The 18,818-nt window shown below is 70.1% G+C and carries 14 protein-coding genes and 3 pseudogenes; 10 read left to right on the top strand and 7 right to left on the bottom strand.

Features of this window, described 5'->3' with window-relative positions; translation table 11 throughout:
• The coding region (locus tag OWC43_RS17005) for a DNA translocase FtsK (protein ID WP_393958576.1) at positions 1-2,650 on the bottom strand (2,650 nt) is incomplete at its 3' end.
• Positions 2,651-3,075: 425 nt separating this feature from the next.
• Here OWC43_RS17005 and OWC43_RS17000 point away from each other — a divergent pair.
• The 3 genes from OWC43_RS17000 (at position 3,076) to OWC43_RS16990 (ending at position 6,164) form a co-directional block, all read left to right on the top strand.
• Complete coding sequence (locus OWC43_RS17000; protein WP_393957522.1) at positions 3,076-5,136, top strand: NAD(+) synthase; 2,061 nt, start codon at positions 3,076-3,078, stop codon at positions 5,134-5,136.
• A 247-nt stretch (positions 5,137-5,383) separates the two neighbouring features.
• Entirely contained in the window at positions 5,384-5,611 is a 228-nt protein-coding gene (locus OWC43_RS16995) for a hypothetical protein (RefSeq protein WP_137830021.1), read from the top strand.
• A 130-nt stretch (positions 5,612-5,741) separates the two neighbouring features.
• On the top strand, positions 5,742-6,164 hold the full coding sequence (locus tag OWC43_RS16990) for a PilZ domain-containing protein (RefSeq protein WP_137830022.1): 423 nt from the start codon (positions 5,742-5,744) through the stop codon (positions 6,162-6,164).
• A 135-nt stretch (positions 6,165-6,299) separates the two neighbouring features.
• On the opposite strand, the gene OWC43_RS16985 is transcribed toward OWC43_RS16990, so the two are convergent.
• A complete protein-coding gene (locus OWC43_RS16985; protein ID WP_393957521.1) occupies positions 6,300-6,734 on the bottom strand; it encodes an HIT family protein in 435 nt (144 codons plus the stop codon).
• Between the two features lie 241 nt (positions 6,735-6,975).
• Between OWC43_RS16985 and OWC43_RS16980 the strand changes: the two genes are divergently transcribed.
• Entirely contained in the window at positions 6,976-8,064 is a 1,089-nt protein-coding gene (locus OWC43_RS16980; RefSeq protein ID WP_393957520.1) for a cation diffusion facilitator family transporter, read from the top strand.
• A 223-nt stretch (positions 8,065-8,287) separates the two neighbouring features.
• On the opposite strand, the gene OWC43_RS16975 is transcribed toward OWC43_RS16980, so the two are convergent.
• Both OWC43_RS16975 and OWC43_RS16970 read right to left on the bottom strand, forming a co-directional pair.
• Positions 8,288-9,445, bottom strand: coding sequence for a M20 aminoacylase family protein (locus tag OWC43_RS16975; protein WP_393957519.1), 1,158 nt, complete (start codon positions 9,443-9,445; stop codon positions 8,288-8,290).
• Between the two features lie 8 nt (positions 9,446-9,453).
• On the bottom strand, positions 9,454-10,683 hold the full coding sequence (locus OWC43_RS16970; RefSeq protein WP_393957518.1) for a GNAT family N-acetyltransferase: 1,230 nt from the start codon (positions 10,681-10,683) through the stop codon (positions 9,454-9,456).
• A gap of 130 nt (positions 10,684-10,813) precedes the next feature.
• Between OWC43_RS16970 and OWC43_RS16965 the strand changes: the two genes are divergently transcribed.
• From OWC43_RS16965 to OWC43_RS16950, 4 genes and pseudogenes are all read left to right on the top strand, one after another.
• The gene (locus OWC43_RS16965) at positions 10,814-11,542 is read left to right on the top strand and encodes an SOS response-associated peptidase (RefSeq protein ID WP_393957517.1); all 729 of its coding nucleotides are present in this window, start codon (positions 10,814-10,816) and stop codon (positions 11,540-11,542) included.
• A 73-nt stretch (positions 11,543-11,615) separates the two neighbouring features.
• Complete coding sequence (locus OWC43_RS16960; RefSeq protein ID WP_393957516.1) at positions 11,616-12,914, top strand: glycosyltransferase family 61 protein; 1,299 nt, start codon at positions 11,616-11,618, stop codon at positions 12,912-12,914.
• A gap of 230 nt (positions 12,915-13,144) precedes the next feature.
• A complete protein-coding gene (locus OWC43_RS16955; RefSeq protein WP_393957515.1) occupies positions 13,145-14,449 on the top strand; it encodes a DUF1963 domain-containing protein in 1,305 nt (434 codons plus the stop codon).
• Positions 14,450-14,674: 225 nt separating this feature from the next.
• Positions 14,675-14,911, top strand: a pseudogene (locus OWC43_RS16950) (IS5/IS1182 family transposase); the annotation flags it as partial.
• A gap of 132 nt (positions 14,912-15,043) precedes the next feature.
• Here the strand turns inward: OWC43_RS16950 and OWC43_RS16945 are convergent.
• Positions 15,044-16,303 (bottom strand): class I SAM-dependent RNA methyltransferase, encoded by a 1,260-nt coding sequence (locus OWC43_RS16945; protein WP_393957513.1) that lies wholly within the window; start codon positions 16,301-16,303, stop codon positions 15,044-15,046.
• Positions 16,296-17,042 carry a TlyA family RNA methyltransferase gene (locus OWC43_RS16940; protein WP_137830031.1) on the bottom strand — a complete coding sequence of 249 codons (747 nt, stop codon included), beginning with the start codon at positions 17,040-17,042 and terminating at the stop codon, positions 16,296-16,298. Before OWC43_RS16940 ends, OWC43_RS16945 begins: the two co-directional genes overlap by 8 nt.
• Before the next feature lie 320 nt (positions 17,043-17,362).
• Here OWC43_RS16940 and OWC43_RS16935 point away from each other — a divergent pair, with 320 nt between their 5' ends.
• On the top strand, positions 17,363-17,971 hold the full coding sequence (locus tag OWC43_RS16935) for a superoxide dismutase family protein (RefSeq protein ID WP_393957512.1): 609 nt from the start codon (positions 17,363-17,365) through the stop codon (positions 17,969-17,971).
• A gap of 90 nt (positions 17,972-18,061) precedes the next feature.
• On the opposite strand, the pseudogene OWC43_RS16930 reads toward OWC43_RS16935, so the two are convergent.
• Positions 18,062-18,601, bottom strand: a pseudogene (locus OWC43_RS16930) (transketolase C-terminal domain-containing protein); the annotation flags it as partial.
• Positions 18,602-18,603: 2 nt separating this feature from the next.
• Here OWC43_RS16930 and OWC43_RS16925 point away from each other — a divergent pair.
• A pseudogene (locus OWC43_RS16925) lies at positions 18,604-18,818 on the top strand (hypothetical protein); the annotation flags it as partial.

Below are 18,818 nucleotides of genomic sequence, written 5' to 3'. Positions count from 1 at the left end.
GACGCTGGATCGCCCCCTCGATGTCCTTGCCCGCCACCATCATCAGGTCGGCCATCTCGTCGACCACGATCACGATGTAGGGGAGGGCGGAGAGGTCCATCTCCTGCTCCTCGAACACCGCCTCGCCGGTGGTGCGGTCGAAGCCGGTCTGGACCGTGCGGGTGATGATCTCGCCCCGCTCGCGCGCCTCCTTCATCCGGGCATTGTACCCGTCGATGTTGCGCACGCTGATCTTCGACATTTTCTTGTAGCGCTCCTCCATCTCGCGCACGGCCCATTTGAGGGCGATGACCGCCTTCTTCGGGTCGATGACGACGGGGGAGAGCAGGTGCGGGATGCCGTCATAGACGGACAGTTCCAGCATCTTGGGATCGACCATGATCAGGCGGCACTCCTCCGGCTTCAGCCGGTAGAGCAGCGACAGGATCATGGTGTTGATGGCGACCGACTTGCCCGAGCCGGTGGTGCCGGCCACCAGCAGGTGCGGCATGCGGGCGAGGTCGGCGATGATCGGCTCGCCGCCGATGTTCTTGCCCAGGCACAGGGCGAGCTTGTGCTTAGTGTCGACGAAATCGACCGAGGCCAGGAGCTCGCGGAGATACACGGTCTCGCGCACTTGGTTCGGCAGCTCGATGCCGATCACGTTGCGGCCGGGGACGACGGCGACGCGGGCGGAGACGGCGGACATCGAGCGGGCGATGTCGTCCGACAGGCCGATGACGCGGCTCGATTTGGTGCCGGGCGCGGGCTCCAGTTCGTAGAGGGTGACGACCGGGCCGGGGCGGACGGCGAGGATGTCGCCGCGGACGCCGAAATCCTGCACGGTCTGCTGGAGGTTGAGGGCGTTCTGTTCGAGTTCGTCCGCATCGACCTCCTCGCCGTCGGGAAGCGGCGGCTCGGCGAGCAGCTCCAGCGAGGGCAGGGCGTAGTCGGCATTGCCAACGAAGGTCATCTCCAGATGCCGGCCCGCCGGAATCAGGGTCGGACGCTCGGGCAGGATCGCCCGCGGCCGGTTCTCCCCCTCGGCGGAGGGCAGGGGGGCGAGAACCGCCGCCTCGAAGACCGGCTCGGGGGCCGCCTCCGGAGCGGGCGCCTCGAAGGCCTCCGCGATCGCCTCGGCCTCCTCGGCGGCCTCGTCGGCGACGGGCGCGGCCTTGCTGCGCAGCAGGACCGGGCGGGCGGGGATCGTCAGGGGCGGCAGCGTTGCCGCCGGCTGGACGGGCGCCTGCGGAGCGGGCGCCGCGACCGCTGCGGGCTGCGGAGCAGGGGAGGGGGCTGCCTCAACCGGCGCCGAGACGGATGCATAGGAGACCGATGCATAGGAGACGGGTGCGAACGAAGTCGCAGCGAGGGCGGCGGGCGCCTCGGCCGGCACGAAGGCGGGGCCGCTCCAGGCCTCGAACGCGTCGGCGGGGAAGATCGCGGCGCGGGCCGCCATGGCGTGGAGCCGGCGGCGCGGGGCGGCCAGGAAGGCGGGCCGCTCGGCGGACGCAGCGGCGATCTCGGCCAGCGGGGCGGCGAAGACGGGCGTCTCGTCCACCGGAGCCGCGACGACCGGAATCTCGAGCACCTGCGGCTCGGCGGTGTGCTGGACGGGGGCCGACGCCTCGCCCGGACCGAACCAGCCGTGCAGCTCCGACCAGTCGGGCACGTCCGCCCAGTCGGACGGCTCGGCCGGGACCGGCGGGATGAAGGGCGCGTCGAAGGCGGTCTCGGCGGACAGCACCGAAACCTCGGCCGACATCTCGATCATCACGGGCTCCGGCTCGGGCGCGATCTCGGCGGCCTCGATCGGGGCGGCGACGGGAACCGGCTCGGCGGGTTTGGGGCGGCGGTCGGGGGTGCGGAAGAAGCGCACACCCGGCGGCGGCACGAACGGGCGGCGCCAGCTCGGCAGGTCCGAGGCGGCGTCCACGGTCTGCGCTGCGAGCGCCCGGGCGGATTCCTCCGCCCGCGCCGTGGCCTCGGCCGCCTCGCGCTCGGCGGCCTCGATGGCGGCCAGATGCGCCTGCTCGGCCTCCCGCGCCGCGGCCTCGGCGGCCTCCTGGGCGGCGATCTGGGCATCGAGCAGGGCCTGGGCGCGGGCCTGCGCCTCGCGCTCGGCCTCCATCGCCCGGCGGCGGCGCTCCATCAGCACCGGATCGGGGGTGCGGGTGAACCGCACGGCGGGTTCGGGGTTCAGCTGCGGCATCGCCTGGGCGAGCCCCTGCTGCAGGGCGTGGACCGCCGGCATTGCCGCCCCCTCGGGGGCGATCGCGGCGGGGCGCCGCGGCGTGCGCACGAGGACGCCGGGTCCGGAGGCGCGGGCATCGATCCGGCTCTCGAAGGCCGGCTCGGCGTGGAGCGCGTCGGGCTCGTAGGAATGGGCCGGTGCAGACATGTCGAAAATGGCCTCAGCCTGCTGGTCCCAGGGTTGCCGTGCGGGCTGCGGGGAAGCCGCTGCGGCGGTGGCGCGGCCGAGCATCGCCCCCGGCGGCACGAGCCAGCTCGGCATCGCCCCGGCCTCGAACCCGTCCGGGCCGGGCAGGGCCGGATCGGCGCCATAGCCGGACGAGGGAGCGAGCGGGTGCGGCAGCGCTCGCGGCAAGGCCCGCGGCGGGGCCGGGGGCGCGCCGACGAGGCGCCGGGCGAGGTTGGCCCGCAGGTTCATCAGCCGGTGGGCGAGGCCGCCCGCCGACAGGTCCAGGCGGTCGCCGCCGCGGCTCGGCCGCGACGGATCTCGATGGGAATACGGAGGCCGTCCCGAAGCGCGCATGATCTGTGAGATGACTCGAAACAAGGTCCGGCTCCCCCTGGAGCGGTTCGGCTCCAGTTAGGCGGATCGTCGTTAACGAACGCTTGCCCTCCCCGCGGGACCACCGTCCCGCAGGCGCGGTGCACGGGGCGTCCGAACCGGATATCCTCGTGGACGGTTGGCCCCTTGGCGGTGACGTCTGCCCCTGTCTGTCCCGGCCGGCCCCTCGGCCTTCCGGCCTTGTCAGCAAGGTTGAGGATACGAAGCCAAGGTCCTGTTTCCGCATGCGTTCCGCCTCTTTTTTGCGGCGGACGCCAGCCCAAGGCGAGCGTCGAGATCCGGTGAGCCAGAGCCCCGAGCCCAAAACCTTCCGCTCCCTCTACGCCCACGGCTTCGCCCGGGTCGCGGCCTGCACCGGGCGCAGCCATCCGGGCGATCCGGCGGCCAATGTCGCGGCGATCCTGGCCCTGGCGGGGGAGTGCCACGACGCCGGTGCGGCGCTCGCCGTCTTCCCCGAACTCTGCGTCTCGTCCTACGCCATCGAGGACCTGTTCCTGCAGACCGCCCTCCTCGACGCGGTCGAGGCGGGCATCGCGCGCCTCGTCGCGGCGAGCGCCGGGCTCACTCCGCTCCTCGTGGTCGGCGCGCCCCTGCGCTGGCGCCACCGGGTCTACAATACCGCCCTGGCGATCCACGGCGGGCGGCTGCTCGGCGTCGTGCCGAAGAGCTACCTGCCGAATTACCGGGAGTTCTACGAGAAGCGCCACTTTGCCTCCGGCGCGGGGCTTCGGGCCGAGACGATCCCGGTCGCCGGAATCGAGGCGCCGTTCGGCACCGACCTGCTGTTCTCCGCCGAGGACGTGCCGGGCTTCCGGCTGGCAATCGAGATCTGCGAGGATCTGTGGGTGCCGCAGACTCCCGGCATGGAGGCGGTGCTGGCGGGCGCCACCGTCATCGCCAACCCCTCGGGCAGCCCGATCACCGTGGGCCGGGCCGATTCCCGCGAGCTTCTCACCCGTGCCGCCTCGATGCGGGGCCTGTGCGCCTACGTCTACGCCGCCGCCGGCACGGGCGAATCGACCACCGACCTATCCTGGGACGGGCAGACCAGCATCGACGAGAACGGCGTGCGGCTGGCGGAGGGCGCACGCTTCGCCGAAGGCCCCGTGGCGACGCTCGCCGATATCGACCTCGACCTGCTGACCCAGGAGCGGCGCCAAGCCGGCAGCCTCGACGACAATGCGCGGGCGCGGGCCGAGGCGCCGTTCCGCACCGTCACGTTCCGGCTCGAACCGCCCGCGGGCGATCTCGGATTGCGGCGGCGCGTCGAGCGCTTCCCCTTCGTGCCCTCCGATCCGGCCCGCCTCGCCCAGGATTGCTACGAGGCCTACAACATCCAGGTCGCGGGCCTTGCCCAGCGGCTGGCCGCCACGGGCACCGAGCGGGCGGTGATCGGCGTCTCGGGCGGGCTCGATTCGACCCACGCGCTGATCGTGGTGGCGAAAGCCTTCGACAGGCTCGGCCTGCCGCGGAACAACATCCTGGCCTACACGCTGCCGGGCTTCGCCACCTCGGACGAGACCAAGACCAACGCCTTCGCCCTGATGCGGGCGCTCGGCACCACTTTCGCGGAAATCGACATCCGCCCCGCCGCCCGGCAGATGCTGACCGATATGGGCCATCCCTACGGCCGGGGCGAAGCGGTCTACGACGTCACCTTCGAGAACGTGCAGGCGGGTCTGCGCACCGACTACCTGTTCCGGCTCGCCAACCAGCACGGCGGCATCGTCATCGGCACGGGCGACCTGTCGGAGCTGGCGCTCGGCTGGAGCACCTACGGCGTCGGCGACCAGATGAGCCATTACGGCGTCAATGCGGGCGTGCCCAAGACGCTGATCCAGCACCTGATCCGCTGGGTCATCGCCTCCGGCCAGTTCGGCGCGGAGGAGAACCGCACGTTGCGGGCCGTGCTCGACACCGAGATTTCGCCGGAACTGGTGCCGGCCTCGGAAGGCGAGGGCCCCCAGAGCACCGAGGCCAAGATCGGCCCCTACGCGCTCCAGGATTTCAATCTCTGGTTCACCCTGCGCCACGGTTTCGCGCCGTCGAAGATCGCCTTCCTGGCGCTGCATGCCTGGGGGGACGCCGCCGCCGGCGACTGGCCGCCGGATTTCCCGGAGGCCAAGCGCGTGGCCTACGACCTGCCGGTGATCCGGCGCTGGCTCGGCGTGTTCCTCGACCGCTTCTTCCGCTTCAGCCAGTTCAAGCGCTCGGCGCTGCCCAACGGCCCGAAGGTTTCGGCGGGCGGCGCCCTCTCCCCGCGGGGCGACTGGCGCGCGCCCTCCGATTCGAGCGCGCGGGCTTGGCTCGACGAGTTGGAGCGGAACGTGCCAACGGCGTGAGACGGAGGCCGCCCTCGGACCTGATCGGCCCGGACATGTCCTGACACGGACGCGGGAAACCGAATGGATCCCGCCCCTCCTCGGACACCGCGCAAGGGATGGCCGCACAGGGTTCCACCGGGCGCTCGCCCCGTGCGCCCGCGCACGCACCGGTCTCCGCCGCATCCGAAGTGAGATTGCGGACACAAACCAGTCCGATTGACTGGCTATCGCAACCGTCCGATGCGGCGAAGCGGAGGCTCACCCGATGCGCAGCTACAACGTGTTCCGGCGGAAGGGTGGCGAGGCTCTCTGCTGCGCCGTGCCGGAGAGCCATGCCGTGCCGCGTTTCGTCGGCGGGCGCCGCTGGACCTTCGGCGGCAAGATCGAAGCGGCAAAAGATGCCCCGCCCGGCTTCGACGACCGCGCCGCCGCCACCGCCGTGCGCTTCAACGGCTTCTACCTGTTCCAGTCCCTCGACGAGCGGGCGTCCTGACGCGGGACGCCCCTGCCCCGGCATCGGGCCCCGTGCGGCGAGGCCCGCCCGAGTCGCCTATTCCGTCGAGCTTTCCTTAAGAGCTGCCGGACTACGCTCTCCGGAACAGTCGGGGCCGGAGGCCGACAGGATGACGAGTGAACAGCGCCACGACGTCCGCAAGCGCACGTTCTTGAAAGGGCGTATTCTCTTCAACAAGGGCGCAGCCTCGATGGACTGCCTGATCCGCGACCTCTCGGAGGCCGGCGCACGGCTGGAGCTGAGCGAGACCAGCACCCTGCCCGAGGTGTTCGACCTCTACATCGCGCAGAAGGAAGAGACCTTCCGCGCGACCCTGCGCTGGCGCCGCGACAACTCGGTGGGGATCGCCTTCGCCGACCAGCGCAAGCCGGTCGCGCCCCCCGAGGCGGCGGCTCCCCTGCCCGACGCCTCCATCAACCTCCTGCTGCGCCGGATCGCCGAGCTGGAATCCGAGAACGCGACCCTCCGCTCGCTCCTCGGGACGGTGGGCGCATCCAAGGCCGGGGGAGATCAGACCGCCAGCGCGGCCTGACGTCTTCCGCCGCGGATCGGCCACCGCCTGTTTCCGGCCTGCAAGCGTTCGGAGGAAGCCTCACCCGGCGGGGCTCCGGGATGATCCCCGCCGCAGGCCGTTCGGGCATGCCCCGCCGGGTCAAGACCCTCGGCCTCAGACCGCCGCGTCCAGAGCGGCGCGGATGCGCGTGGCATGATCGGCCAGGACGGCGTTGTCGGCCATGCCGCCCTCGTGCCGCTTCAGCGGCACGCCCTCGCGGCGCGGGATGAGGTGGACATGCAGATGGAACACCGTCTGCCCACCCGCCGGCTCGTTGTACTGGAACACGGTGAGTCCGTCGGCCTGGAAGGCCTTCTTCACCGCGCGCCCGACCCGTTGCACGCTCGCAATGAGCGCGGCGAGCGTCGCCGGCTCGGCATCGAGCAGGCCGCGGCTCGGCGCCTTGGGGATCACCAGGGTGTGACCCTCGCCCTGGGGCATCACGTCCATGAAGGCCAGGGTGTGCTCGTCCTCGTAGACCTTGTGGGCGGGGATCTCGCCCCGCAAGATCTTGGCGAAGATGTTGTCGGGGTCGTAGGACGGCGTCATCGGGCTCCTCGGGTTTGTGCCGGGCCTTGCCGCGCCGGCGCCCGCCTGCGCGGGCTCGGGGCTTCGCGCGGCACGCTCCGCGCGCGGCCTCAATTCGCTGACCACGTTGCACGGGCGGGCCCGCTGCGTCGACTGCGAAAAATCATCCCGAAAATTGTGCGGCGAACCTTGCGGCCGATGCGCGCGTTGAGTGCCCCGTGACGACGGCGACGCTTCCGGTGCGCCGAACGGGAGCGCGAGCATGGCCGAGAGCACGAGTGCGATCTACACGGCGGCGGGGGCCAACCTCGCCATCGCGGCGGCGAAATTCGTCGGCGCCTTCCTCACCGGCTCGACCGCGATGCTGGCGGAGGGCGCGCATTCGCTGGTCGACACCGCCAACCAGATCCTGCTGCTGGTCGGCCTCAAGCGGGCGAACAAGCCGGCGGATGCCAAGCATCCGTTCGGCTACGGGCGGGAGGTCTATTTCTACGCCTTCATCGTCGCCCTGTTCATCTTCCTCGGCGGCGGCATCTTCGCGATCTACGAGGGCGCTCACAAGATCCAGCATCCCGAACCCGCCGCCGATGCGAGCCTGTTCGGCATCCCCCTGTCGGGCTTCTGGGTGAACGTCTCGATTCTCGGCTTCGCGATCCTGGCCGAGGGGTACTCCTGCTTCGTGGCACTGAAGGCGTTCTGGGCCGAGAAGGGCGACCGCACCGCGATCACCGCGATCCAGCGCAGCAAGGACCCGTCGCTCTACACCATCCTGGTCGAGGACGTGGCGGCGCTGATCGGCCTCGTCATCGCCATGGCGGGCGTGGTCGCCGCGCACGTCCTCGACATGCCCGTGCTCGACGGCTGGGCCTCGATCGGCATCGGCGTCGTGCTGATCGGCATGTCGATCTTCCTGATGCTCGAGACCCACGGCCTGCTGATCGGCGAGGCCGCCGACCCGGAGGTGGTCCGCGCCATCGACGCGGCGGTGCGCGAGGAGCGGGCGGTGCGCCACGTCAACGAAGTCCTGACGCAGCATCTCGGCCCCTCCGACATCCTCGTGAATCTCAGCCTCGATTTCGCCGACGAGATCCCCGCGGGCGAGGTCGAGCAGACGGTGGCGCGGCTGGAGCAACGCATCAAGGCGAAGAGCCCGGACGTGAAACGGGTGTTCATCGAGATCCAGGACCGCAAGGCGCACGCGTCGACGATGGCGCCGTCGGATGCGGACAAGGATGCGACCAAAACTGCGGACAAGGATTCGACGAAGAATCCCGCGACGCCCGTGGTGGGCAAGGCGCCCGCGCCGACTGGCCCGGAGGCGGCTCCGCCCGGCTCGGCCGTGCCGGCCTGAAACCCGGGCACGGCGCCTTCGCCCTAAGCTCGAGAAAGCGATGGCCGGCTTCAGACGTCGGCGTCGCGCCGACGGAGCCGGGAAGGGCACGTGTTCCGGCTGCCTGTCAGGAAGCTCAAGGGATCGAGGGACGGGCGGAGGCACGGCCATCCGCCTCATCCGCCCCACCTCCGATCACCCGCTGATGAGCAAGCGCGCCTCGTTCGGTCGAGGCGCGCGCGGCTCACAGTCGCGCCCGCCGCTCCACCACCCGCGCCAGATACGCCGCGCCCATCGGGATCAGGCTGTCGTCGAAATCGAAGCTCGCATTGTGCAGGCCGGGGCCCGGGGTCGCGCCGAGCCAGGCATAGGCGCCGGGTACGGCGGCGACCATGTCGGCGAAATCCTCGCTGCCCATGCGGGGCACCGTATTGGCATCGACCTTGTCGGCGCCGAACAGCTCGGCGGCGATCTCGGCCGCCGCCTTCGCCTGCTCGGCGCTGTTGTCGAGCACGGAGAACACGTCGCGCAGATCCACCGCGATGGTGGCGCCGTAGGCGGCGGCGAATCCTTCGGCCAATTCGCGGATGCGCTGGCCCACGAGGTTGCGCAGACCGGCATCGAAGGTCCGCACGGTGCCGGCGAGATGCGCGCTCTCGGGGATGACGTTGTAGGCCGCGCCCGCATGGATCTGCGTGATCGAGACCACCGCGGCCTTGAGCGGGTCGCTGTTGCGGCTGACGATCGACTGCATCGCCTGGGCGAGCCCGGTCGCGACGACGATCGGGTCGATGCCCTGCTGCGGCATCGCCGCATGCGCCCCGCGTCCGGTGATGCGGATGTCGAAGAAATCGGCCGCCGCCATCATCGGCCCGGTGCGGGTCTGGAACACCCCGTGCGGCCCCTGCGGCGCGTTGTGGAGCGCGTAGATCTCGTCGACGGGGAATTTCTCGAAGAGCCCGTCGGCGATCATCGCGCGGGCCCCGCCCAGACCTTCCTCCGCCGGCTGAAACACGAACACGGCGGTGCCGTCGAAATCGCGGGTCTCGGCGAGGTAGCGGGCGGCGCCGACCAGCATGGTCGTGTGCCCGTCATGCCCGCAGGCATGCATCTTTCCGGGCGTCTTCGAGCGGTAGGGGAGGTTGGTCTCCTCGGTGATCGGCAGGGCGTCCATGTCGGCGCGCAGCCCGATCCGGCGCGGACCCGGCCGTCCCTGGAGGATGCCGACGACGCCGGTCTTGCCGAGGCCCCGATGGACCTCGATGCCGAAGCGTTCGAGATGCGCGGCGACGATGCCCGAGGTCCGCACCTCCTCGAAGCCGATCTCGGGATGGGCATGGAGGTCGCGCCGGAGGGCGGTCAGTTCGTCCGCGTAGCTGCGGATGCGGTCGATCGGGCTCATTCCCGCGCTCATGCTCCTGTGTCCTCGCCCTCCGGTCCGCCACGGCGGAACGGCGACATCTGCGCATAGTCGTCGATGGCCTCGCGCACGGCGCGGCGCTCCCGCTCCAGATAGTCGCCGACGGCGCGGCCGAGGCCCGCATCGGCGAAATCGTGGGCGGAATGCATCGGCACCGGGCGATAGCCGCGGGCGAGCTTGTGCTCGCCCTGGGCGCCGGCCTCGACCCGCTTGAGGCCGCGGGCGAGCGCGAAATCGATCGCCTGATAGTAGCAGACCTCGAAATGCAGGAACGGGTGGTCCTCGAGGCAGCCCCAGTTGCGCCCGTAGAGGGCCGTGTCGCCGATGAAGTTGATCGCCCCGGCGATCGGCCGCCCGCCCTGCGAGGCGATGACGAGCAGGATGCGTTCGGCCATCCTTTCGCCGATCAGCGAGAAGAAGCGCCGGTTGAGATAGGGCCGGCCCCATTTGCGGGCGCCGGTGTCCTGGTAGAACGCGTAGAAGGCGTCCCAATCGGCCTCCGTGATGTCGGCGCCGGTCCGGTGCGCGATGGTGATGCCGGAGGCCAGGGCGTCGCGCCGCTCGCGCTTGATCGCCTTGCGCTTGCGCGAGGCCAGCGCCGAGAGGAAGTCGTCGAAGGTCGCGTAGCCCTCGTTGAGCCAGTGGAACTGCTGGTCGAGGCGCGGCAGCATGCCCAGAGCTTCGGCCTGTTCCGATTCGCGCGCGCGCAGGAAGGTGGCGTGGACCGAGGAGGCCTGCGTCTCCTCGCGCAGGGCCCGCAGGCCCGCGACGATGGCGGCGGCGGCGGTGTCGGGGTCCTCGCCCGGCGCGATCAGGAAGCGCGGGCCGGTCACGGGGGTGAAGGGCACGCTGACCTGGAGCTTGGGATAGTAGCTGCCCCCGGCCCGCTGGTAGGCGTCGGCCCAGCCGTGGTCGAACACGTATTCGCCCTGGCTGTGGGATTTCAGATAGCAGGGCGCCGCGCCGACGAGGCGGCCGTCGCGCTCGACGCGCACATGCAGCGGCAGCCAGCCGGTGCGGCGGGAGACGCAGCCCGATTCCTCCAACGCCGAGAGGAAGGCGTGGGAGACGAACGGGTTGAAGGTCTCGTCACCGGCCGAGAGGGTCTCGGGGGAGGTGGCACAGGCGTCCCACTCGGCGGCGTCGAACCGGGCAAGACCCGGCACGGCCCGCACGTGCAGGGCGGGCTCTGAGCCGGTCGCCGTCGCGGGGGATGTCATGGCCGCCAACCTAGCGCCGCGGCGGCGCGGCGCAACGGGACATATGGTCGGTCCGGTTCCGGCGCGGCTTCCTGTGAGGCACGGTGCGGCACACCTTGATCCGCGACCCCTGCGCGCCTCAGATCGGCGCATGTGCGGACGCTTCTTCATCGGCCAGCCCCCGGAGGTCTATCGCGCGGCCTACGGCTATCCGGAGACGCCGAATTTTCCCGGCCGCTTCAACGTCGCCCCGACTCAGCCCGTGCCGGTGGTCCTGGCCGAGCGCGGTGCCCGGCATTTCCGGCTCATGCGCTGGGGGCTGTGGCCGTCCTGGCTCAAGGATCCCAACGGTTTTCCGGTGCTGTTCAACGCCCGCATCGAATCCGCGGGCGAGAAGCCGGCCTTCCGCGGCGCGCTGCGCTATCGCCGCTGCGTCTTCCTCGCCGACGGCTTCTACGAGTGGCGCCGGGAGGGCACCGGCCGGCAGGCGCTCAAGCAGCCCTTCGCCGTGCGCCGGGCCGACGGGGCGCCGATGGCGCTCGCCGGCTTGTGGGAGCCCTGGCTCGGAGCCGACGGCTCGGAGGTCGATACGGCGGCCATCGTCACCTGCTCGGCCAACGGGACCCTGAGCGCGATCCACGAGCGCATGCCCGCGATCCTCGCGCCCGGGACGGTCGATGCCTGGCTCGACCCCGCGATCGACGCCGCCGAGGCGGCCCGCCTCTGCCGGCCCTGCCCCGACGAATGGCTGCGGCTCGACCCCGTGGACGAGCGCGTCAACAGCACCCGCCACGACGACCCGGCGCTGATCGAGCCGGTCGGGCGAGGCCGCGCGGCGCCGGCCGGCCCGGCGGCGGCCGTTCAGGGCGAGCTGTTCTGAGCCGGCACCCCACCCCCACGCGCTTCGCGGTCCCGCTTCGTGCTATCGGAGCCGTCGCGGACGAGGGGACGGCATGCAGGGCATCGCGGGGACGGGAGCGGCGGAGGAACCGGCCGGTCAGGCCGCGGCGCCGACCGGCCTGACCGAGGACGACCTCGTCCTCTCCTGCGATGCCTCGCTCCTCTACGGCGAGGGCGGGTTTCCCGGCGATGCGGGCCTGCTCGCGCGCCTGACGGGGCGGGTCGCGGCCCGGACCCGCGTCCTCGGCACGGTGTTCCCCGGCTGCCCCGCCCGCGATCCCGGCACGCCGCGCCTGCATGGCGGTGCCGCGGATTTCCGCGAGGCGCAGCGGGCGCGGCTCGCCGCGCGCTTCCCGCCGGTGCCGCCGACGCTGCTGCTGGAATCCCGTGACATCCGGCTCGCGGGCAACGCTCTGTTCACCCTCGAAGAGGGGCGGAAGCGGGTGCTGTTCGAGACCACCCGCCCGCAGGAGCGCCACGTCGCCCCGGGGCCGGGGCCGGTCGCGGACCCCTGCGACGAGTGCATCGGGGCGGACGGGCTGACCTTCCTCCTCAACGCGGGCAGCTCGTTCAATTACGGCCACTGGCTCATCGACGACGTGCCGCGCCTGCGCGCCGTGGCGATGCTGCGGGCGCGCCATCCCGGCCTGCCGATCACGGTCGCCCTCGTCGCCTACGTGCCGCATATCGACGTCGCGCGGGCGCGCTCGGTCAAGCTGGTGCTCGGCACCATGCCCGGCCTCACCCTGCGCCTCCTCGATTGGACGAAGAGCTACCATTTCGCCCGGCTCCACCACGCCACGCCCTCGGCCCTGCCCTGCGAGCGCAAGTCGCCGGATTCCCTGCGCTTCCTACGCCGGCAGGGCCGCCGCCGCACGCTGCTGCCGCGCCTGTGGCAGCGATGGCGGGGCCTCGGGCAGCCCCCTGGGCGACGCCTGTTCGTCGACCGGCACCCGGGTCGCGGCCGGGCGCTCGTCTCGCGGGACGGCGTGCTCGCGCTGCTGGCCCGCCACGGCTTCACGGTGATCGACCCCGAATCGCTGAGCCCGCGCCAGCAGGCGATCCGCTTCGCCGAAGCCGAGATCGTCGTCGGCATCGCCGGGGCCGGCATGGCCAACACCGTGTTCTGCGCCCCGGGCACCCCGGTGATCCACCTCGTGCCGGAGGGCTGGGAGGATCCGTTCTACTGGGAGATCGCGGTCGCCAACGGGCTCGCCTACCACGCGGTGTACGGCCCGCGGGTGCCGTCCGAGTCGCCGGAATTCCTGCAGGATTTCGCGATCGATCCGGCCGATCTCGCGGCGGCCCTGGCGGAGGCGGGGGATCCGGGCGCCCGCCGGGCACCGGCCTAAGATCGAAATCCAATCAGTTTGGCCATGCGGGAACGGGGGGCGCTTTACGACCCATCTGAGACCTTGAGGGATGTCCGCTTCTCACCCGTCCGATCTAGCGGAGGCGGACGACCAAGACGGATGGATGGAAGAGAGAGAGAGCCCGCCTTCAGCCGGGAACAATCTAAAATTCACCAACTACTGTATATAATGATCGCAGCTGCACGCTTAAACAAACTTCAAATGCGTTAATGTATCGCCTGGTCGACAGGGAGATTCCCGATATGTTTGGTCGAAGGAGAAAAGTGGGCGCAGATGACGAGGGCGGACGGTTTATTGCCAAGCTTCTAAGTCATGAGTTCGAAACTGAACGGATGAAGGAAGCTGCTCGCTCCAGCCAGCGAAGTGTCGCAATCCTGAAGCCGCAAATTCCTATAGGAGTGGGACAATCAATAGGTTGGTTCGGAGGTAATGCCGCCCTGCCGCTTGGCATGGCTTGGCCCGAGCAAGATGGACAAAAGCTACTGTTCGTCGGGCAAATCAACCTTTCCGCGCTCCCGCAAGATCTTTGGTCAGGAGTGGGTCCGCGCGTGGGATGGCTGGGGATATTTCTACCGGCGCACTGGCCTCCAAATCCAACTATAATTCATTTCGATGGTCCTCTCGCCGAAGCTATTGCTCCGGCACCAAACAGCGCTGATTGGACGCGCATCTACAACTTCGAGGAACCAAGGTCGTTTGCACTTCCAAAATGGCCGCTGATAGCGGAAGTCCGTCCGGGAAATGATCTTCACGGACACGATGTCTCTGGGTTGAATAAAGAGCCGCAGCAACGCACATTGCTCGATCCCGCCTATCATCCCTTTAACCGCGAGACAGTATTGTTGCTCTGTACCGCGCTCTCTGATGCGGTGGCCCAACTGGCGCGACGAATTGTTAGCTTCCCAGCCATGAATAATCTGCGTCCAGCAGATGCTGCATTGTTTGAACGGAAACAGTCCGTTGTGCTCGACACCTTCGTCCGTTTTTACAAAATCGAAGCCCGCATGCTCTCATTGAAAACAATCGATGCTGCCGAGATCGCTGGGTTCATAAATGAACTCGCGGAACTTGACGCCTATGACCTTCAGAATCTCCGCACAGACGATGATGGCTATAGCGATTTGGTCCTGCGCGACACAAAGCTACTTGATTGGCAACCCAGTAATTCGGAACTGCGGCACTGGTGGAATCGGTATCACGTAGATCTCACGAACCATGCCATCAAAGCTTACACATCAGACTCCACCGTGCTTCCAGCGCTCCTACGCGAACGCTTTGAGGCTGATTGGCAAAGCCAAACACAGGACGGCCTCGCCGCGATGGGCCACGCTCCTGTTGGGCATATCTACACTCCGCACGGACCCGATAGCTCGAACGAGGTTCTTCTAGAAATTCATACAAGTAAAATTGCCGGACTTATTTGGGCAGACTGCTATTCACTCGTACTTATTATCGATCGCAACGCGCTCCATCGTGGAGATTTCAGCAAAGTAACATTCGACATTACTAACTGAGCTCAACTGATATTGCCGCTGCACTCGCACAATCGGCAAGCTTCAGGAGTATAATAGAAAAATTTCAGATGAATAACTTAGAGCGTCTAACAGAATGTCACCAATCGTTGAATTGTGCGTTGGCTTGGCATGGCTCGACCTCTGCTCGCCGACGATCTTTGGACCGAGATTGGCCTGCTCCTGCCGCCACCTCGGCCGCGCCAGAAGGGCGGGACGGCCTGCGATCGACAATCGGGCTGCGCTGACCGGCACGACAGCCCGCAGATGACGCCGACCCTCGATGCCATCCCGCCGCTGCGCACGGGTCGGCGCGGCCGACCGCGCCGACGCCCCAGCAAGCTGCACGCTGACGAGGCCAAGGCGCGGCGCCAGGAGTGCCGGGCGCGCGGAATCGTCCCGCGCATCGCCCGTAAGGGAATCGAGAGCCGCGAAAAACTCGGTCGCTACCGCTGGGTCGTTCAGACGGTTCTGTTAGACGCTCTTAGTTTGATAGCGGAACGTCCGCTTCGCGGCGAAAGACCAAAGTCCGGCGGCTATCCAAGCGGACTTTCGAACGGTCGAGCGGACTGGAGTTGCCCCCCCCCGGCTGAGCGCTCAGCGCAGCCGGCCGCGGGGCTTGCGCGCGTCCTTGCGAAAAATGCCGACCAATTCGACATGGCCCGACCAGGCGAATTGATCGACCGGCGTCACCCGCTCCAGCCGGTAGCCGCCGCCGATCAGCACGGCGGCGTCGCGGGCGAAGGTGCCGGCGTCGCAGGCGACGCCGACGACGAGCGGCACCTTCGATTCGGCGATCCGCTTCGCCTGCGCCTCCGCCCCGGCCCGCGGCGGATCGAACACGATGGCGTCGAGGCGGTCGAGCTCCGGCCCGAGCAGGGGGCGGCGGAACAGGTCGCGGGCCTCCGCCGTGATCTGCGACAGGCCCGCCCCGGCCCGGTAGGCGCGGATGAGGGCCTGGATCGAGGCCGCCTCGCCCTCGGCCGCGTGGACCTCCCGCCCGCTCGCCGCGAGCGCCAGGGCGAAGGGGCCGCTGCCGCAGAACAGGTCGGCGACGCGCTTGGCCTTGCCCATCGGGGCGAGGCTCAGGGCGGTGAGCGCCGCCTCGCCCGCCGCCGTCGCCTGGAGGAAGCCGCCGGGCGGAGGCACCCGCCGGGCGGGGCCCTCGCCGAGAGCGGGCAGGCGGCGTTCCACCACCACGTCGCCATGGAGGGACAGGCGGGCGAGATCGAGCTCGGCCGCGAGGCGGGTGAGGACACCGCGCACGCCCTCGCTCACCGGCCCGTGGCCACGGATGTCCACGTCGAGCCCCGCCCCCGTGGCCGTGGCGGCCATGTCGAGGGGCTTGCGCCCGTGGCCGAGGGGCGCGGCCAGCGCTTCGGCCACGGCGGGCGCCCGGTGCAGGCCCGGCACGGTGATCGGGCAATGGTCGAGGGGCACCAGCGCGTGGCTGCGGGCCGCCATCAGCCCGGCGCGCGCCCGTCCCTCGATCTCGCGGACATGCAGGACGATCCGGCGCCGGCCCTCGCCATGGGCGTCGAGGAGGGGCGCCACCTCGGTCTCGATCCGTGCCTGGGCCAGCGCCCCGGTGACGATGCCGCGCTTCCACGCCGCGTAGGGCTCGGGGGCGAGATGCTGCACGGCGCAGCCGCCGCAGGCCGCATAATAGGGGCAGAACGGGTCGATCCGGTCGGGCGAGGGCGTCTCGACCGCGACGAGGACGGCGTGCCGGGCCTCGCGGCGCACCCGCACCCGCTCGCCGGGCAGGGCGCCGGGCACAAGCAGGCCGTCCTCGGCGATTCCGTCGCCGCGGGCACCGAGCCGGGCGATCGTCAGGGTCTCTTCCGTCTCAGACATCACGCGGTCGCCGGGCGCCTATGAGAAATTCGCGGTTGCCGTCCCCGCCCTCGACCGGGGAGGGGATCAGGCCGAGGATCGTGAAACCGAGATCGGTGAGGGTGGTTCGCACCGCCTCGCAGACCTCCGCATGCACGCTCGCGTCGCGCACGATGCCGCCGCGCCCGACCCGTTCGCGCCCGGCCTCGAATTGCGGCTTGATCAGCGCCACCAGCGCCGCCGCGCCGGTCAGGAGGCCGGTCACGGGCGGCAGGACAAGGCGCAGGCCGATGAAGCTCACGTCGATGACGGCGAGAAGCGGGGCGGGGTCCAGCGCGTCCGCCGCCAGCGCCCGGATATCGGTTCCCTCGCGCAGGCTCACCCGCGGATCGCCGCGCAGGGCGGCGTCGAACTGGTCGCGCCCGACATCGACCGCATGGATATGGGCCGCGCCGCGGCGCAGCAGCACGTCGGTGAAGCCGCCGGTGGAGGCGCCGACATCGAGGCAGGGCAGGCCGGCGGGGTCGATCCCGAACGCGTCGAGGGCGGCGGCGAGCTTGAGGCCGCCGCGGGAGACGTAGGGGTGGGCAGGAGCGGCCTCGATCCGCGCGCCCTCGCCGATCGGGGCGGAGGGGCGCGTCACCGGGCAGCCGTCGACGAAGACGAGGCCCGCCTCGATCGCGGCCCGCGCCTGCGCCCGGCTGCGGAAATGGCCGCGCTCCACCAGCACCCGATCGGCGCGGAGACGTTCGCCCGTCATCGTCGTCCTCTCGCGGCCCCGCAGTTTCGTGATGGGCGGATCGTCAGGGCGGTTGTCGGCGCGCCCCTGTCGCTCGGGCCCGGCCGCCTTACCTTGGAACGGGCCGATCACGCGGTGCGGCCCGCCGCCCGCATCGGGGCCGGATAATCCGGTTCCCCCGAGGTCACAAGCGGTCGCGCCGCGTGCGCCGGCCGACGGGAGGCTCCGATACGCTCGGATCGGCGTCTCTCCATCGTTATCGTACGCGCTTTCTTCCGCCAAACCGGCGGCCCCATCGTGGGAAAGCGCTCCAGGGAGACGAACGACCCATGCGAGGTAAGATGAGCGGTCCCAAGACGTGTGCCACCGCGCGGGCCAGCCGGCGGATCCCGCTGGCCGCCTCCGTGCTCGCGGCCCTGTGCGTGCCCGCCCTCGCGCAGGCACCCAAGGAAGCCCCGAAGGAGGCTCCGAAGGATGCCCCCAAGGAGGAGGCCTCCGCCCCGCAGACCTACCAGAGCGCGATCACCAACGGCAAGGGCGAGACCATCGGCAAGATCATGATCCGCGACGGGGCGAATTCCCTCGTCATGCGCGTGATGGTCCAGGCCGGCGGCCTGCCTCCGGGCTGGCACGGCATCCATTTCCACGCGGTCGGCGATTGCTCGGACACGGAGAAGTTCGAGAAGTCGAAGGCCCACGTGAACCACGACCAGAGCAAGCACGGCCTGCTCAACCCGGACGGTCCGGACGAGGGCGATCTGCCCAACGTCTACGCCGCCGCCGACGGCTCGGTGAACGCGGAAGTGTCGAGCGAGACCCCGCTGACCGGCGAGGGCGGCCTGCGCGACGGCGACGGGTCGGCGCTGATCGTCCATGCCAACGAGGACGACCACACCACCCAGCCGATCGGCGGCGCGGGTCCGCGCATCGCCTGCGCGGTGATCAAGTAAGGGGATCGACGCCGTCCCTCCCCCTTCCGATCTCGGGCTTTCTCAAGTCGGGCTCGCCCGACTTGGGTGGGGGAGGGTTCGCGGCGCGGCTCAGCGCTTGAGCGTCACGACCGTGCTCTCGCGGGGCGCCGCAACCTCGCCCGTCGGCAAGGCGGCGCGGACGGCCTTGAGGATGCCCTCGGCGTCGAGGCCGGCCTCGGCGTACATCTTCTCCGGCTTGTCGTGGTCCTGGTAGCTGTCCGACCCGCCGACCGAGCCCTCCTCCACCGTCACCAGAACCTCGTGGCTGCCCGCCAGATCGACCACCAGCTCCGCGTCCAGCGGCTTGGCGAACCGCGCATCCGCCACCGTCACCGCCACGCCTTCCGCCTCCAGCGCGTCGGCCGCCTTCAGCGCCTCCGACAGGCGCGTGCCCAGCGACAGAAGCGCCACCCGCGCCCCCTCCGGACGCCGCACCACCCGGCCCCGGCCGATCGCCAGAACCTCGCCCCGCTCCGGCAGCTCGACCCCGACGCCCTCGCCGCGCGGGTAGCGCAGGGCGATCGGGCCGCTATCGTGGGCATGCGCCGTCGCCACCATGTGCACCAGCTCGGCCTCGTCGGAGGCCGCCATCACCGTCATGTTCGGCAGGCGCGGGCATCCACCTGATCATGGCGACGCAGCGTCCGAGCGTGGACGTGATCACCGGCACGATCAAGGCGAACTTCCCGACCCGGATCTCCTTCCAGGTGACGAGCAAGATCGATAGCCGCACGATCCTGGGCGAGATGGGCGCGGAGCAGCTGCTGGGCCAGGGCGACATGCTGTTCATGGCCGGCGGTGGGCGCACGACCCGCGTGCACGGGCC

Origin of the sequence: Methylorubrum sp. POS3 (assembly GCF_043352485.1) — a bacterium.
GTDB lineage: Bacteria > Pseudomonadota > Alphaproteobacteria > Rhizobiales > Beijerinckiaceae > Methylobacterium > Methylobacterium suomiense.
Note: the sequence above shows the minus strand (reverse complement) of the source record. Positions and strands in the feature narration are given on the sequence as shown.

Coding starts and splice junctions, on each gene's coding strand:
- OWC43_RS16995 (WP_137830021.1), top strand. CDS start 5,384: ATGCGCAGCTACAACGTGTTCCGGCGGAAGGGTGGCGAGGCTCTCTGC.
- OWC43_RS16990 (WP_137830022.1), top strand. CDS start 5,742: ATGACGAGTGAACAGCGCCACGACGTCCGCAAGCGCACGTTCTTGAAA.
- OWC43_RS16985 (WP_393957521.1), bottom strand. CDS start 6,734: ATGACGCCGTCCTACGACCCCGACAACATCTTCGCCAAGATCTTGCGG.
- OWC43_RS16980 (WP_393957520.1), top strand. CDS start 6,976: ATGGCCGAGAGCACGAGTGCGATCTACACGGCGGCGGGGGCCAACCTC.
- OWC43_RS16975 (WP_393957519.1), bottom strand. CDS start 9,445: ATGAGCCCGATCGACCGCATCCGCAGCTACGCGGACGAACTGACCGCC.
- OWC43_RS16970 (WP_393957518.1), bottom strand. CDS start 10,683: ATGACATCCCCCGCGACGGCGACCGGCTCAGAGCCCGCCCTGCACGTG.
- OWC43_RS16965 (WP_393957517.1), top strand. CDS start 10,814: ATGTGCGGACGCTTCTTCATCGGCCAGCCCCCGGAGGTCTATCGCGCG.
- OWC43_RS16960 (WP_393957516.1), top strand. CDS start 11,616: ATGCAGGGCATCGCGGGGACGGGAGCGGCGGAGGAACCGGCCGGTCAG.
- OWC43_RS16955 (WP_393957515.1), top strand. CDS start 13,145: ATGTATCGCCTGGTCGACAGGGAGATTCCCGATATGTTTGGTCGAAGG.
- OWC43_RS16945 (WP_393957513.1), bottom strand. CDS start 16,303: ATGTCTGAGACGGAAGAGACCCTGACGATCGCCCGGCTCGGTGCCCGC.
- OWC43_RS16940 (WP_137830031.1), bottom strand. CDS start 17,042: ATGACGGGCGAACGTCTCCGCGCCGATCGGGTGCTGGTGGAGCGCGGC.
- OWC43_RS16935 (WP_393957512.1), top strand. CDS start 17,363: ATGAGCGGTCCCAAGACGTGTGCCACCGCGCGGGCCAGCCGGCGGATC.